The 15,608-nt window shown below is 56.5% G+C and carries 10 protein-coding genes; 9 read left to right on the top strand and 1 reads right to left on the bottom strand.

Going from position 1 to position 15,608, the window contains the following annotated elements:
- Positions 1-205: 205 nt before the first annotated feature.
- Positions 206-604 (bottom strand): hypothetical protein, encoded by a 399-nt coding sequence (locus H7828_RS18310; protein ID WP_226782514.1) that lies wholly within the window; start codon positions 602-604, stop codon positions 206-208.
- A gap of 94 nt (positions 605-698) precedes the next feature.
- On the opposite strand from H7828_RS18310, the gene H7828_RS18305 reads away from it, so the two are divergent.
- The 9 genes from H7828_RS18305 to H7828_RS18265 all read left to right on the top strand — a co-directional run bounded on the left by H7828_RS18305 (position 699) and on the right by H7828_RS18265 (position 15,288).
- Positions 699-2,273, top strand: a complete 1,575-nt coding sequence (locus tag H7828_RS18305) for a recombinase family protein (RefSeq protein ID WP_226782513.1) — start codon at positions 699-701, stop codon at positions 2,271-2,273.
- Positions 2,273-3,184 carry a plasmid partitioning protein RepB C-terminal domain-containing protein gene (locus H7828_RS18300; protein ID WP_226782512.1) on the top strand — a complete coding sequence of 304 codons (912 nt, stop codon included), beginning with the start codon at positions 2,273-2,275 and terminating at the stop codon, positions 3,182-3,184. Before H7828_RS18305 ends, H7828_RS18300 begins: the two co-directional genes overlap by 1 nt.
- Positions 3,181-4,098, top strand: a complete 918-nt coding sequence (locus H7828_RS18295; RefSeq protein WP_226782511.1) for a plasmid partitioning protein RepB C-terminal domain-containing protein — start codon at positions 3,181-3,183, stop codon at positions 4,096-4,098. Before H7828_RS18300 ends, H7828_RS18295 begins: the two co-directional genes overlap by 4 nt.
- A 281-nt stretch (positions 4,099-4,379) precedes the next feature.
- The gene (locus H7828_RS18290) at positions 4,380-4,640 is read left to right on the top strand and encodes a helix-turn-helix domain-containing protein (protein WP_226782629.1); all 261 of its coding nucleotides are present in this window, start codon (positions 4,380-4,382) and stop codon (positions 4,638-4,640) included.
- Positions 4,641-4,649: 9 nt separating this feature from the next.
- Positions 4,650-6,782, top strand: coding sequence for a type I restriction-modification system subunit M (locus tag H7828_RS18285; protein ID WP_226782510.1), 2,133 nt, complete (start codon positions 4,650-4,652; stop codon positions 6,780-6,782).
- A gap of 2 nt (positions 6,783-6,784) precedes the next feature.
- Positions 6,785-8,581 carry a GmrSD restriction endonuclease domain-containing protein gene (locus H7828_RS18280; RefSeq protein WP_226782509.1) on the top strand — a complete coding sequence of 599 codons (1,797 nt, stop codon included), beginning with the start codon at positions 6,785-6,787 and terminating at the stop codon, positions 8,579-8,581.
- Positions 8,582-8,620: 39 nt separating this feature from the next.
- Positions 8,621-9,667 (top strand): phosphoribosyltransferase-like anti-phage protein, encoded by a 1,047-nt coding sequence (locus H7828_RS18275; RefSeq protein WP_226782508.1) that lies wholly within the window; start codon positions 8,621-8,623, stop codon positions 9,665-9,667.
- A complete protein-coding gene (locus tag H7828_RS18270) occupies positions 9,651-11,747 on the top strand; it encodes an NADAR family anti-phage protein (protein ID WP_226782507.1) in 2,097 nt (698 codons plus the stop codon). The genes H7828_RS18275 and H7828_RS18270 overlap by 17 nt, the downstream gene beginning before the upstream one ends.
- Positions 11,734-15,288, top strand: a complete 3,555-nt coding sequence (locus H7828_RS18265) for a type I restriction endonuclease (protein WP_226782506.1) — start codon at positions 11,734-11,736, stop codon at positions 15,286-15,288. Before H7828_RS18270 ends, H7828_RS18265 begins: the two co-directional genes overlap by 14 nt.
- The last annotated feature ends 320 nt before the right edge of the window (positions 15,289-15,608 follow it).

Here is a 15,608-nt window from a genome sequence, read left to right as displayed (position 1 = left end):
CAGGTGCACCGTCCCACTTGCAACGCCGTTGAATACAAAGGAGAATCCGGCCGCAGCCGGATCGTGAGAACGCTCTCGCGGGGGCAAGTGGCGGAGCGAATGAGTCACGCGCCCAACTCTCTCCCGTGCAGTTTTCCACCGCACGGGATCGCTTCGAAATCCTGCGCACCATTGAGGGACAATAGCTTTCAGTTCGCTCGGCTGATCAGCTGACCTTGCCGCTTGGGTCGTCACCACCAAGCTGACGCACGGCGTCAAGTAATTCCGAAATCGCGTCTTCGGCAGCCGCGAGCTTGATGGCCACCATCAGATCCTCCCGCCCAGCCATCGCCAAGAAGGTACCCAGCACTTCGTCAGAGTGCCGCGCCAGCGCAATCAGGTGCGCCCCGCTCGGTCCATACGTGCCCGAGAACCAGTTCTTTACCGTCTTCTCGTTGGCACCCGTCCAGGCCGCCACGGTCTTCACACCCGCCCGACTGTCGCCGAGCGACCGTTTTAACGCCGATGCGATTTCTTCGACAAAGCATCCTTTCGTCTGATGACCGCCTTTCCCATTATATCCGGTTTCTTTTGGAAAGAACTTGCCCTTTTTCGGAAACGACATTCCACACTCCTTCGCTTTACATGGATGCGAAGAATTCAACCGTTGATTCCGAATGGAGCGATGGATTTGCCTGGAATTATGAGGAGATACGCATGTGACTGGTCGATGGACGACCCATTCCGACAAGAGCGACGAGCCGCCTGAAACGGATGTGCCGGCCGTCGCCTATGTGCGGATGTCGACCGATCACCAGAAGTACTCGACCGAGAACCAGCTCGATATCATTCGGAATTACGCCACCGCCCGGGGCCTGCAGATCCTGCGCGTCTTCGAGGACTCCGGTCGGTCCGGGTTGCGGTTGGACGGCCGCGAGGCGCTTCAGAACCTGATGGCCGAGGTCCGAACCGGCCAAGCGGATTTCAAGGCCATTCTGGTCTATGACGTCAGCCGCTGGGGCCGGTTTCAGGATGCTGATGAAGGGGCCTACCACGAGCATGTCTGCTCTCGTGCCGGGATCCGGGTCCACTATTGCGGCGAGCAGTTCGAAAACGACGGCAGCATCGGCTCCAACCTTCTGAAAACCGTCAAGCGGGTTATGGCCGGCGAATACAGCCGTGAGCTTTCCGTGAAGGTATTCGCTGGGCAATGCCGCCTGGTTGAGCTTGGCTACCGCCAAGGTGGAGCGGCTGGATACGGCCTGCGCCGGGTGCTTATCGATGAACACGGCAACCCGAAGGGTGCCTTGTCCCGCGGCGAACAGAAGAGCCTTCAGACTGACCGTGTCGTCCTCATTCCAGGCCCTGATCAGGAACAGGATGTCGTGCGCAGCATGTACCGAATGTTCGTCGAGGATGGCTGCTCGGAGCGTGAGATTGCGGAAACCCTGAATGCCGAGGGGCATCTGACCGATCTTGAGCGGCCATGGTCCCGGGCATCAGTGCACCAGGTCCTGACCAACGAAAAATACATCGGCAACAACGTTTACAACAAGGTGTCCTTCAAGCTGAAGCACAAGCGAGTGGTGAACCCACGCGAAATGTGGATCCGGGCGGAGGGCGCCTACCCCGCCATTGTGGACGAGGTGCTGTATCTGCGCGCACGCGAAATCGTCGACGCGCGCAGCCAGCATTTCACAGATTCCGAACTGCTCGAAGCCCTGCGCGCCGTGCTGAAACAGAAAGGCGTGCTGTCGGGACTGATCATCGATGAACAGGACAACCTGCCGTCGTCCAGCGCCTTTCGGAACCGCTTCGGCAGCCTGCTGCGCGCTTACCAGATGATCGGTTACGAGCCAGAGCGCGACTATCGCTACGTCGAGATCAACCGGGCCTTGCGGCAGGCCCACCCCGGCATCGTAGCCCGGATCCTCGACGGGGTCGCGGAGCGTGGAGGACAGGCGGTGCAGGATCCGGACACGGAGCTGATCCGGATCAACGACGAGTTCACGGCGTCGGTGGTGTTGGCCCGATGTTTCGAGACGCAGGGCGGATCATTGAGATGGCGCATCCGTCTCGATACTGGCCTGGTGCCCGACATCACGATTGCCGTGCGAATGGACGAATTGAACGAAACACCACGCGATTATTACCTGCTGCCGAGCATCGATATGACCATGGCCAGACTGAGGCTGGCCGAGCAGAACGGGCTGTCGCTGGACGCCTACCGCTTCGACACGCTCGACTATTTTTATGCGCTCGCTGGCCGGGCCCGGATCACGGAGGCCGCCTGATGCCAGATGACGCCCAAGACATTGCCCAGAAACACGTCACTCTCATCCCCACCGACCGAATTCGTATTCTCAATCCCCGTGTGCGCAACCGGCGCACCTTCGAAGAAATGGTCGATAACATTGCGAAGATCGGTCTGAAGCGACCAATCACCGTCGCGCAACGTGCCGGGACAGATCCCGCGGAGTATGATCTCGTCTGCGGTCAGGGTCGGCTCGAGGCGTTCATGGAGCTCCAGCAGGATGCCATACCGGCCATCATCATCGACGCCGATGAGAGCGACTGCCTCGTCATGAGCCTCGTGGAGAACTGCGCGCGCCGCCAGCACAACCCGATCGACCTGATGCGCGAAATCGGCAACCTGCGCAAACGCGGCTACAACGACCGCCAGATTGCCACCAAGATCGGCGTCACGCCAGACTATGTCGGAATGATTGCGGGGCTTCTGGAACGTGGCGAAGAACGGCTGGTCTCGGCAGTGGAAACCGGCCTTCTGCCGCTGAACCTCGCCATCGACATTTCAAAGACAGATGCCGAGGGCGGACAGCGCGCTCTGATGGACGCCTACACCCAGAAAAAGCTGCGCGGTAAGAAACTGGCCGCTGTGCGTCGTCTCATCCAGTTACGTGATGCGCAGGGCCCGCACCTTCATCGCAACCGCTATGGCAGAAGCGACGGCACCAAGCGGCCCCTGACCAGCGACGCGCTTGTGCGAGCCTATCAACAGGAAGCGGAGCGACAGAAGATACTGATCAAGAAAGCCGAACTGACACAAGGCCGCCTGATGTTCGTCGTGGAGGCGTTTCGCTCGCTGCGCGACGATGACCACTTCCTGACTCTCTTGCGCGCGGAGGGGCTGGATACCCTGCCCACCTATCTCGGGCAATCACTGGATGCGGGAGCGGCCGAATGAGCCGGGGCAAGTGCAAGACCCCGGACGCGGTTGCGCTCGGCTTTGAGAGTGATTGCATCACTGTACCGGTAGAGGCTGTCCTGCCCGTGAAGGCGCTAAGCGCATCGGTCAAATCCAGCCGCAAGTACCGCCAGATCACTGCGTCGATCAAAGAGGTTGGCCTGGTCGAACCGCCGGTGGTCACGAGATCCACGGGTGAGGAAGACACCTATATGCTGCTTGACGGGCATATCCGGATCGAGGTGTTGAAGGATCTCGGCGTCGAACGAGTCGAATGTCTGATTTCCACGGACGACGAGGCCTTTACCTATAACAAGCGGATCAGCCGCCTTGCGCCCATTCAGGAACACAAGATGATCCGCAGGGCCATCGAGCGTGGGGTATCCGAGGAAAAGATTGCTCTGGCGCTGGACCTCAATCCGCGCAGCATTGTGCGCAAGGCCCGGCTCCTCGATGGGATCTGCGAAGAGGCCGTCGGCATCCTGAAGGACAAACACTGCGCGACCGCCGTGTTCGAAGTCCTGCGCAAGATGAAAGCCATGCGCCAGATTGAGGCCGCCGAGCTGATGATGAACGCGAACAATTATTCTCCGGCATACATCTCTGCAATTCTGGCGGGAACGCCCCAGACGCAGCTGGTGGACACCAAGAAACCCAAGAAGATGAGAGGCATCACCCCGGAGGCCATGGCTCGCATGGAGCGCGAGCTGGCCCGGCTGCAGGAAGGGATCACATCGATCCAAGACTCCTACGGCCAGGACCACCTGCAGCTGACTGTCATCAAGGGGTATCTGGCAAAGCTTCTTGGGAACGCCCGGATCGTTCGGTACCTGATGCAACATCGGCCGGAGTTTCTGACAGAATTTCAAGCCATCTCCGAGATGGCCTCTGCCCCACCGCCCGAGGCGGAATAGTCAAAGCGGCCAGAACTGATGGGGACCCGGACCCGACAAGCGCGGGGACCGCAGGAGACGCCGCACCGTGGGGCGGATCGAGCGCGGCGGTGGGGATGGCGGCGAACCCGCTCGGAGCCCACCAGGTCGGCCGAGGTTTCGCCGACTGCGCGACCGCGCATGTGGTTGCGTTAGACTTTGGGCGTGTCGAGGGTAGGCACAACTCGGCACGCCCCGTCGCAGATGTCTAGATTGCGGCTAATGCCGTCCTACGGGTCAGGAAGGCGCGAATAGTGCTGGACATGATTGGACTGGCTTGCCCCAGAGTACCCTGTTATATTCTAAAAAACAGCGAGGGCGCGATGATGGCGGATACGCCTGACCAGGCCATGACAGTGCGAGATGTGGCTGGCTACCTGAACGTCGACGAGAAGACGGTTTATCGGCTAGCCAAACGTGGAGATCTACCAGGGTTCAAGGTGGCCGGTGCATGGCGGTTCAAGCGATCAGACCTCGATAGCTGGATCGATATGCAGAAAAAAGCTGCACAGACCAAAACGTGAGGGGCCGGAGTGAGTGATCTGAACATCAGCAATTTCATCTGGAACATCGCCGACGATGTTCTTCGCGATGTATATGTGCGCGGCAAGTATCGGGACGTCATCCTGCCTATGACTGTCGTTCGTCGGCTTGATGCCGTCTTGGAGCCGACGAAAGACGCGGTTCTCGCAATGAAGTCCCAGCTCGACAAAGCAGGTGTTGCAAATCAGCATGCAGCACTTTGTCAGGCGTCTGGTGAGGCTTTCTACAATACCTCTCAATTTCGCCTGCGGGATCTGACATCAAAGGCCCGTCGCCAGCAATTAAAAGCGGATTTTGAAGCATACCTTGATGGCTTCTCGCCTAACGTTCAGGAGGTTCTAGAAAAGTTCAAATTCCGCAATCAGATCCCGACTCTTGTAGACGCGGATATCTTAGGATTCCTAATAGAGAAGTTTCTCGATCCGTCAGTCAATCTCAGCCCAAAACCAGTTCTTCACCGAGATGACAGCGAACGCTTACCCGGCCTAGACAACCATTCCATGGGTACAATCTTCGAAGAGCTGATCCGGCGCTTCAACGAAGAGAACAACGAGGAAGCCGGCGAACACTTCACGCCTCGCGATGTCGTCGAACTCATGGCATACCTCATCTTCAAACCAATAGCGGACGACATCCTGTCCGGGACCTACCTTGTCTATGACGGCGCGTGCGGCACTGGTGGCATGCTAACCGTGGCAGAGGAAAAGCTTATCCAGCTGGCTACGGAGCACGGCAAAGAAGCTTCGGTCCATCTATACGGACAGGAAGTTCAACCCGAAACCTTCGCCATCAGCAAGGCAGACTTGATCCTAAAGGGTGAAGGTGCCGAAGCTGAGAACATGAAATATGGCTCGACACTGTCAGCCGACGCCTTCCCGTCGAAAGAATTCGATTTCATGCTGTCGAACCCACCATACGGCAAGAGCTGGAAATCCGATCTTGACCGGATGGGCGGCAAGAAGGATATCACCGACCCTCGCTTCATCATCGAGCATGGCGGCGACCCAGAATTTAGTCTGATCACCCGTTCCAGTGACGGTCAGATGGTTTTCTTGGCCAATATGCTGAGCAAGATGAAGAAAGACAGCAAAGTCGGCAGCCGCATAGCAGAAGTACACAACGGGTCGGCTTTGTTTACCGGCGACGCAGGATCAGGCGAGAGCAATGTTCGGCGCTGGGTAATTGAAAACGACTGGCTCGAGTCAATCATCGCGCTGCCGCTGAACATCTTCTACAACACTGGTATCGCAACATACATTTGGGTGCTCAGTAACCGCAAGGCACCATGCCGTAAGGGGAAGGTCCAGTTGATTGATGCGACGACTTGGTTCAAGCCGTTGCGCAAGAACCTTGGCAAGAAGAACTGCGTTCTTGGGCCGGACGACATCAAGCGAATTTGCGATAGCTTCCTCAACAGCGAGGAAAATGAGCAGTCTAAGATTTTTCCCAACGATGCATTTGGCTACTGGAAGGTGACCGTCGAGCGGCCCTTGCGCTTGAAGGTCGAACTTTCGGCTAGCGCGCAGCGTCTCTTCACTAAGACATGCACGGAGGCTGATGACGAGCCCCTCCTTAACGTTGTGGAAGAAGTGACCGAACGGCTTGGCGATGGCCCCCATTTCGATTTCAACCACTTCATTAAAGAAGCCGAAGTTGTTGCGGGCAAGCGCGGCGTCCGTATGACGGCAAAACGCCAAAAGCTCCTGATGGCGGGTTTGGGCATCAAGGATCCTAAAGCGGAACCTGTTATTAGGAAGGTGACCAAGATCAAGCAAAGCGCCGATGCCGAAACCGACGCGCTGCGCGGCAGCTACCATCAAACCGTAGGCGGCAAAGCGGTGATCGTCGAATATGAGCCGGACACGGAGTTAAGAGATACAGAGCAGGTTCCATTCTTGGAGAGCGGCGGTATCGAGGCTTTTTTTCGTCGTGAGGTTCTGCCTCACGCGTCTGACGCCTGGATAGACCCGTCGAAAACCGTGATCGGTTATGAAATATCTTTCACGCGGCACTTCTACAAACCGCAACCCCTGCGGACACTCCAGGAGATTGAATCTGACATCCGGGCGCTTGAGGAGGAAACCGAAGGGCTGCTTGAAGACGTGCTGACGGGAGGTCACTGAGAATGGCCACCCAGCGCTACTCCGTGACCCCCCATCCGATTGAGACACTGCTGACTTGGGTGAAGTCCGGCGAGATCGCATTCCCAGAGATCCAGCGCCCCTTCGTATGGGATGCGACCAAGGTACGGAACCTGCTAGACTCACTCTATCAGGGCTACCCGGTCGGCTATCTGATCGCTTGGCGAAACCCGTCGGTCCGATTGAAGGATGGCTCCACATCCTCGGGCAAACGCATTCTGATCGATGGGCAGCAGCGCGTCACCGCACTCATGGCCGCGTTGCTCGGCCAGGAGGTACTCACCAAGGACTACGAGACGGTACGCATCCGGATCGCTTTCCACCCAGTCGACGAGCGCTTCGAGGTCTCGAACCCGGCCATCCAGAAAGATGCCTCATGGATCCCTGACTTGGCGACGGTTTTCGCGCCTGACGCCAGCCTGACCAAGCTCACGCGTGAATACACAGCGCGCAATCCAGAGGCTGATCAGGATAAGATTTCATTGGTGCTGGAGAAGGTTCGCAAGGTTATAAATAACCAGGTTGGCATCATCGAACTGGCTGAAGATCTCGATATCGAGACGGTGACCGAGATCTTCATCCGAGTGAACTCGGCCGGTGCATCGCTCAGCCAGGCTGACTTCGCCATGTCGAAAATCGCGGCGAACGACACTTATGGCGGTAACATACTGCGAAAGGCGATAGACTATTTCTGCCACCTTGCTGTCGCGCCTGAATTTTTGCCTCGAATTGAAAAGGGCGATAAGGCATTCGCCACATCCGAATTCCTCCCGAAGATGCGTTGGCTTAAAGACGTCAATGACGACCTCTACGATCCCACCTACACAGACATGCTACGAGTTGCGTTCACATCTGAATTCCGACGCGGAAAGCTCCAAGACCTTGTCGCCCTCCTATCGGGTCGAAACTTCGAGACAAAGCAGTATGAAGAAGCTGTCGCAGAAGAGGCTTTTTCCCGCCTGAAGACAGGCGTCCTGAATTTTATAAACAAAACTCATTTCGACCGATTGACGATGATCCTTCGCTCGGCTGGTTTTGTGACCTCAAGGCTAATCCGTAGTCAGAACGCGATCAACTTTGCTTACATTCTCTACTTGAGAGGTCGAGCTGAAAGCATGCCCGCTGCCGACTTGGAGCGTCTTGTGCGGCGCTGGTACGTCATGTCGCTGCTTCGTGGGCGCTATTCGGGAAGCCCAGAAACGGCATTCGACTTCGATATTCGCCAGATCGAATCTCGTGGCTTGGCTAGTTACACTGATGCCGTGATCGACGCCGAACTGCCCGAGAGCTTCTGGAATACGCTGCTGCCGCAGGAGATGGAAACCTCATCAGGTTCAAGCCCCTATTTCTTGGTCTATCAGGCAGCACAGGCAAAGCTCGGTGATCTCGGTTTCCTGTCTCGCGATATAACCGTGCGCGACCTGCTGCTGAACCGCAGCGACGTGCACCATGTCTATCCACGCAATCACCTCAAGGGCCAGGGCCTGACGCGAGGCCGCTACAATCAGATTGGCAACTTCGTCCTGGCTCAAAGCGAGATAAATATCGGCATCGGTGATCGCGATCCGAAGGTTTATTTCACCGAGCTTTCTGAACAATGCAACGGCGGCCCCAAGAGGTATGGCGGGATCACGACTGGTGATGAGATGCGGTCGAACTTGCAGATGAGCTGTCTGCCGGCGAGTCTGTTAGACGGTGATATCCCGACCTTTGACGACTTTCTCGAACAGCGCCGAAAACTGATGGCGCAGAAGATAAAAACCTACTTCGAAGGCTTATAAGCAACAGCTAATTTTTACTTTCATACCGAAGAGCTACAAATGACTGAGCGAAATGACCTCCTTGCTTCAATAGCAGCAACAACTGCAGATTATCGCGAAGGCGATCTTCCGGCACCGACTCCAGATCATGTAGAGCGGTGGATCAATCAGTTTGGCGCGGACGTGCAACTACCGATCCTTCGCGAGATGGATCACGTTCTCAAGCAGACTTACTTCTCCGAGGAATGGATTAAGGGCTTTTTTTCTGCACAGATTAATCACGAGAATCTAACTGGCAAAGATATTGCCGGTTTCTGGTCGCGCGCACATCTTTTAGACATCCAACAGAATGGGCAAAGTCAGACACAGATACGGAGGCTCTTCGGGGAATCTCTTCAGGAACAGTGCGGGCTAAACCTTGATGCTTGTGGTGCCCCTGGTGGTGCATACGTCTATTTGGACGACGTTATTTTCACTGGTGGCCGAGTGAAAAATGACTTGACGGCCTGGATCAGGGAAGCTGCGCCAGCGAAGGCGGTGGTGCACGTTCTCGTAATCGCCACGCATAGACTTGGCGAATGGCAGTCTACAAAGAGCCTCAAGGAAGTTGCTGCCGCCGCCGGCAAAGAGCTTGAGCTCCATGTTTGGGCAGCAGCGCGAATAGAGAACAGAAAAGCGTACCGAAGTACGTCTGAAGTCCTTTGGCCCGCGACCGTCCCAGATGATCCTGCTCTCGCGGCCTATTTGGCGCAACAAGGACGTTTCCCCTTGGAGCTACGCCAACCGGGCGGCAAGCCAGAAATCGAGATATTCTCATCAGACGAAGGTCGCCAACTGCTCGAACGCGAATTTCTCATGGCGGGCGTGCGTATCCGTGGATTTTGCCAGAACCCCTCAGCCATCATGCGCCCTCTCGGGTTCAGTGGTTTTGGCGTCGGCTTCGGCTCGACCATCGTGACCTATCGGAACTGTCCCAACAACGCGCCCCTCGCCTTGTGGTGGGGCGATCCCGATGCCCACCGCAATCATCCGTTCAGCAAGTGGTATCCATTGCTGCAACGGCGCACATATGAACAAGAGGTCGATTTAGATGACTTCGACTTCTGAAGCGTCCCGGAATAATCAGTTCCGAACATATGACCGCGAAACAAGCGTCGTCTTCCTCAAGACGAAGGAGCGGTTTGGCGGGTTGTCGAATATGGCTGGAGGCTTTCCGCTATGTGTGAACGGTGTCCGCATCCGAACGTCGGAGGCTCTTTATCAGGCGTGCCGCTTTCCGCATTTGCCGGATGTGCAGCGCACGATCATCGACGAGCGTAGCCCGATGACGGCGAAAATGCGGAGCAAGCCGTTCCGCAAGGATTCGAGGCCGGATTGGGACGCAGTACGCGTGAAGATCATGCGCTGGAGCCTGCGGGTGAAGTTGGCGCAGAACTGGAATGAGTTCGGCAGGCTGTTGCTGTCGACCGGGGACCGGCCCATCGTCGAGCAATCCCGCAAGGATGATTTCTGGGGCGCGAAGGTGATTGACGACGGCACTCTCGTCGGCATGAACGTGCTTGGCCGACTGCTGATGGAACTGCGCGAGCAGCTGAAGGGCGATGAGGCGGAGAGCCTGCACGAGATCGAACCGCTGTCGATCCCGGAATTTCTTCTGTTCCGCCAACCTATTGAGGTGATTTGCGCTGCTGGCGGTAGCCGTCGGCCCGTTGGGCTTGATGCACGTCACGAACGCCCGGTTGCTCCACCACCGCCGCGCGACCTGCCGCAACCCTCACTTTTTGACCAACCAATGATCGACAAGGGCCAAATGGATATTAAAACTGATCGCGCCGCCGAGGCGGAGAATACCATTGGCCCAAAACCATACTCGGGTTATCGCGACAGTGCTCATGATTGGCTCGGAGCCGCTCCAGAACACTGGCAGGTTGTGCGAAGCAAGTACCTTTTTCGCGAAGTTGATGATCGAACGGATACTGGCACCGAAACATTGCTTTCTATGCGCCAGGCACACGGGTTGATCCCCCACAACAAGGTCTCGACCAAGCCAGTAACGCCAGAGGATTTGAAGGGTTACAAGCGGGTCCGAGCCGGCCAAATGGTCCTCAACCGAATGCAGGCATCGAATGGCATGTTTGCCGTTGCGCGTGAGGACGGCCTTGTTAGCCCTGACTATGCGGTCTTCCGCCTCCTGCAACCGATTGAGCCCGATTATTTCGTCAACCTGTTCAAGACGAACATCTACAGGGCCAAATTTCGTCAGGAGTCCAAAGGGCTTGGAACCGGCATGTCTGGCTTCCTGCGACTTTATTCGGACCGCTTTGGCACTATCCCTGCAATGCAGCCGCCCGAAGATGAGCAGCGAATAATCGTTTCCTTTATTCGGAACTATGACCAGCGCATTCGTCGCCTCATACAAAACAAAAGGAAGATAGCGGAGGCCGCATCCGAACGTCTTAAGCTTGTGACTCGCGAAGCCATGAATTCTACAGACGCGCAAGAGATAAGGCTTGATGTTGCAACACAGTTGGTGATCAGACCGGTCGAGCGTGCGCCAGCAAACTTGTACATCCCTGTCGGCTTGTACAACAGGGGCCGCGGAATGTTCCTAAAGCCGGAAACGCCAGGTGAAGAACTGGGGGACTCGCACTTCTTCTGGATAAAGGCAGGAGACTTTATCTTTAGTGGCCAGTTTGCGTGGGAGGGGGCGGTAGCTCTTGTAGGCGATGAAGCTGACGGGTGCATAGCCTCACACCGTTACCCAATATTGCGTGGCACAGAAGGCGTCGTCGACACCTCTTATCTGCTTGCATTCTTTCGATCAGACTATGGGCAATTATTGCTCGATATACACTCTCGCGGAGCTGCAGGTCGCAATCGACCTCTGAACATAAGATCACTTCGAAAGGAAAAAATAAGAATTCCACCGGCCGAAATTCAACAGGAAATACGGCGCATCATTGATCTCGAAACGGCTATTCGCAAAAGATTTAAGTCTGAACTCGCGAAGATCAACGAGTACCGCGAAAGGCTAATTTCCGACATTGTGACCGGAAAACTGGACGTAAGGCATATCGAGCTTCCTGCTCTGGACGAAAACACTTCCTTGGAAGACATAGATTTATCGGACGACGTACTGGAGACAGATGACACCGAGTTAATGGAGGGGGCAGATGCCGACGAATAGGCCTGCAATCCCAATCGAAATAAAGCGCGATGTGCTCTTCGAGGCTCGGCATCATTGCGCGGTCTGCTGCGTGTCGCTGCCGCTCGAGTATGCGCACGTCATCCCTTGGAGCAAGTCGCAGGACCATTCGCTCGAAAACCTGATCGCTTTGTGCGCCAACTGCCACGAGCGGGCGGACAACGAAAAATGGGGCGTGAGCTACCTCCAACGATACAAGAAATCGCCGTGCATCATTGCACGCGGTGATCCGCCGCCGATGTCGGCAGAACAAAAGATGCTGGTCGATCTGATTGTGGCGCGTGATCCCGATGAGATGAACGAAAAAGAGCGGCAACGCCTAGTCTCAATGGTTGCCGCGTATGTCGGTGTCCCTTTCGGGCAAATATCAATTGCTTCGGTGACCCAAGCCAATAGTTCTCGTGTCCGGCTGGAAATGCCGTCCGACGCGGCGCGACGTCTGATCGAAGGGTTCGAGGCAAAAGACCCGATGCTTGAGGCATTCCTCAGCGAAGCAGGTCTCATTCGGGTCGATCCCGGCACCCAGGTTGAAGGAGTTCGTCGAATGCGGCAGCACACTGACACGAGTGAAAAGGGTCTCGAAACCCTCATCGTCCGCTCGCTGATCGACGAGGCGGGATATACTGCGGGTGACTCCAAGGATTTCGACCGAGACCACGCCATCGACGTCGTGAAGCTGTTCGCTTTCCTGAATTCCACTCAGCCAGACGTGGTCGAAGCGCTTGGCATTGGTGAGGATGGCCCGAAGCGGCTGCAATTCCTGCACCGTTTGCAGGGTGAAATCGCGAAACGCGGTGTAATCGACTTGCTGCGCAACGGGGTGAAGCATGGGCCAGGCTCGGTCGAGCTGTTCTTCGGCACCCCCACCCCCGGCAACACCAAGGCCGAGGAGCTGTTCGCGGCCAATGTATTCAGTGTCACGCGCCAGCTGCACTATTCCAAGGATGAAACAAAACTGTCGCTCGACGCCGCCGTGTTCATTAACGGCCTGCCTGTCTTCACTTTCGAGTTGAAGAATAGCCTGACTAAACAGACTGTCGACGACGCGATCGAGCAGTACAAGCGCGACCGCGACCCAAAGGAGCTGTTGTTCCAGTTTGGCCGCTGCGTCGTTCATTGGGCCGTCGACGATCACGAGGTGCGCATGTGCACGCATCTGAAGGGGAAGGCCTCTTGGTTCCTGCCGTTCAACAAGGGCTGGAACGACGGCGCGGGCAATCCGCCGAACCCTAACGGATTGAAGACCAATTATCTGTGGAAGCAAATTCTGACCAAGCGGAACCTCACCGACATCCTCGAAAACTATGCGCAGGTGGTTGAGGAGACCGATGAGCGAGGCAAGAAAAAGAAACCGAAACAGCTCTTCCCGCGCTTCCATCAGCTGGACGTTGTGCGCAAGCTGCTGGCTGATGCCGAGGCCGCAGGTGCCGGACAGCGGTACCTGATCCAGCATTCAGCGGGTTCAGGAAAAAGCAACTCGATCGCTTGGCTCGGTCACCAGCTCATCGGGCTGGAGACACGCGGCAAACCAACCTTCGACACTGTCATTGTAGTCACCGACCGGCGCGTGCTCGACAAGCAGATCCGCGACACCATCAAACAGTTCGCTCAAGTATCCTCGATAGTTGGCGCAGTCACCGAAGGCTCGCAGCAGCTGCGGACGTTCCTGCAGCAAGGCAAGAAGATCATCATCACCACTGTACAGAAGTTTCCGTTCATCCTGGACGAGATCGGCGACAGCCATCGCGGTCGAAACTTCGCCATCATCATCGACGAGGCGCATTCCAGCCAAGGCGGCCGAACGTCTGCGAAAATGAACATCGCGCTCGCCGCGAATGGGGCCGAGGACGAAGAGGAAACGGTCGAAGACACCATAAACCGGCTTATGGAAGCTAAGAAGGTGCTGCCGAACGCGAGCTATTTCGCCTTTACAGCCACGCCAAAAAACAAAACGCTTGAGGTTTTCGGCACGGCGGTGCCTGAGGGCGGCAAGGTCAGGCACATCCCCTTCCATAACTACTCGATGAAGCAAGCCATCGAAGAGGGCTTTATCCTCGACGTGCTGAAGTACTACACTCCGGTCGACAGCTACTACCGCCTGATGAAGACTGTGGAGTATGATCCGCAATTTGACAGCAAGCGGGCGCAAAAGAAGCTTCGGCGCTACGTGGAGTCCCATGACCATGCGATCCGCAAGAAGGCGGAGATCATGGTCGATCATTTCCACGACCAGGTGATGGCCCACCGCAAGATCGGCGGCGCGGCGCGCGCAATGGTGGTGACCAGCGGTATTCACCGCGCTATCCAATATTTCCACGCTTTCGGGGAATATCTGAAAGAGCGCAAGAGCCCATATCAGGCCATCGTCGCCTTCTCTGGCGAGCATGAATATGGCGGAATGAAGGTCACCGAGGCGTCGCTTAACGGCTTTCCCAGCAACAAGATTGAGGAGACGATCCAGAATGATCCGTACCGGTTCCTTATCGTCGCCGACAAGTTCCAGACCGGCTATGACGAGCCGCTGCTGCACACGATGTACGTGGACAAGACGCTTTCCGGCATCAAGGCCGTGCAGACGCTGTCGCGCTTGAACCGGGCGCATCCGCAGAAGCACGACACCTTCGTGCTGGATTTCATGAACGACGTGGATAGCATCAAGGCGTCGTTCGAGGACTACTACCGCACGACGATCCTGAGCGAGGAGACCGACCCGAACAAGCTGCACGACCTGAAAGCGCGGCTCGACGGCTACCAAGTCTACTCTTGGGAGCAGGTGGAGGACCTCGTGGCGCTTTATCTCGGTGGCGCCGACCGGGACAAGCTCGACCCCATCCTCGATGCGTGTGTCGCGGTTTACAAGGCCGACCTAGATGAAGATGGGCAGGTCGACTTCAAGGGCAAGGCGAAGGCTTTCACGCGCACCTACGGATTCCTCGCGGCCATTCTGCCCTACACGAACGCGGAGTGGGAGAAACTCTCGATCTTTCTGAACTTCCTCACGCCGAAATTGCCAGCGCCTGAGGAGCAGGATCTCTCGAAGGGCATCCTCGAAGCCATCGACATGGACAGCTATCGGGTCGAGGCGCAGGCGACGATGTCGATTGCGCTTCCCGATGCGGATGCGGAAATCGGGCCGGTACCTTTGGGTGGAGGCGGTCGCAAGCCTGAGCCAGAACTCGACTTTCTGAGCAACATCCTGAAGACGTTCAATGAGATGTTCGGCAACATCGATTGGAAGGATGTTGACAAAATCGGGAAGGTGATCGCTGAGGAGTTGCCCACCAAGGTCGCGGCCGACAAAGCCTACCAGAATGCGATGCAGAACTCGGACAAGCAGAACGCCCGTATCGAGCACGACAAAGCCCTGGAGCGAGCGGTCATCGAGCTGCTTTCAGACCACACCGAACTTTTCAAGCAGTTCAGCGACAATCCGTCGTTCAAGAAATGGCTTTCGGAGACAATTTTCGCAGCGACCTATGCCAAAAAGGCGACGCAGAGCAGCTCGGCAGCTACTCGCAGCTGAACCAGCGCATGGCGGTTTGGATCAGATGATCATGATCCCCACTTGTGGCCTCCTGGTAGAACGCGGCGATCTCTTGCTTCGAGATTCCCGCGCCTTTGGCGGCCCGTTGGCACAACCCGAGGATCATGAATGCATTGCTATCATCCCCAGTCAGCTGGACCGTAATGTTCGGATACTTAGGGGCCACTTGATGGTATCCCTGCGGCGGAGGCCGTCTGACGGGATTTCGGCGTCGGTGCTAAGTCCGACCTTATGGCCGACCATAAGTTCAGACCCGAGATCGAAGTCCTCTCTGCTGCGGATGTGCCGCGTCGGCGATA

Source organism: Oceaniglobus trochenteri (assembly GCF_020529025.1).
Taxonomy (GTDB): domain Bacteria; phylum Pseudomonadota; class Alphaproteobacteria; order Rhodobacterales; family Rhodobacteraceae; genus Oceaniglobus; species Oceaniglobus trochenteri.
This window is presented reverse-complemented; position numbering and strand designations above follow the sequence as displayed.

Bases quoted from the DNA above. Each gene is read 5' to 3' on its own strand.
- H7828_RS18300 (WP_226782512.1), top strand. From the start codon at position 2,273: ATGCCAGATGACGCCCAAGACATTGCCCAGAAACACGTCACTCTCATC.
- H7828_RS18290 (WP_226782629.1), top strand. From the start codon at position 4,380: ATGATTGGACTGGCTTGCCCCAGAGTACCCTGTTATATTCTAAAAAAC.
- H7828_RS18270 (WP_226782507.1), top strand. From the start codon at position 9,651: ATGACTTCGACTTCTGAAGCGTCCCGGAATAATCAGTTCCGAACATAT.
- H7828_RS18265 (WP_226782506.1), top strand. From the start codon at position 11,734: ATGCCGACGAATAGGCCTGCAATCCCAATCGAAATAAAGCGCGATGTG.
- H7828_RS18310 (WP_226782514.1), bottom strand. From the start codon at position 604: ATGTCGTTTCCGAAAAAGGGCAAGTTCTTTCCAAAAGAAACCGGATAT.
- H7828_RS18275 (WP_226782508.1), top strand. From the start codon at position 8,621: ATGACTGAGCGAAATGACCTCCTTGCTTCAATAGCAGCAACAACTGCA.
- H7828_RS18280 (WP_226782509.1), top strand. From the start codon at position 6,785: ATGGCCACCCAGCGCTACTCCGTGACCCCCCATCCGATTGAGACACTG.
- H7828_RS18295 (WP_226782511.1), top strand. From the start codon at position 3,181: ATGAGCCGGGGCAAGTGCAAGACCCCGGACGCGGTTGCGCTCGGCTTT.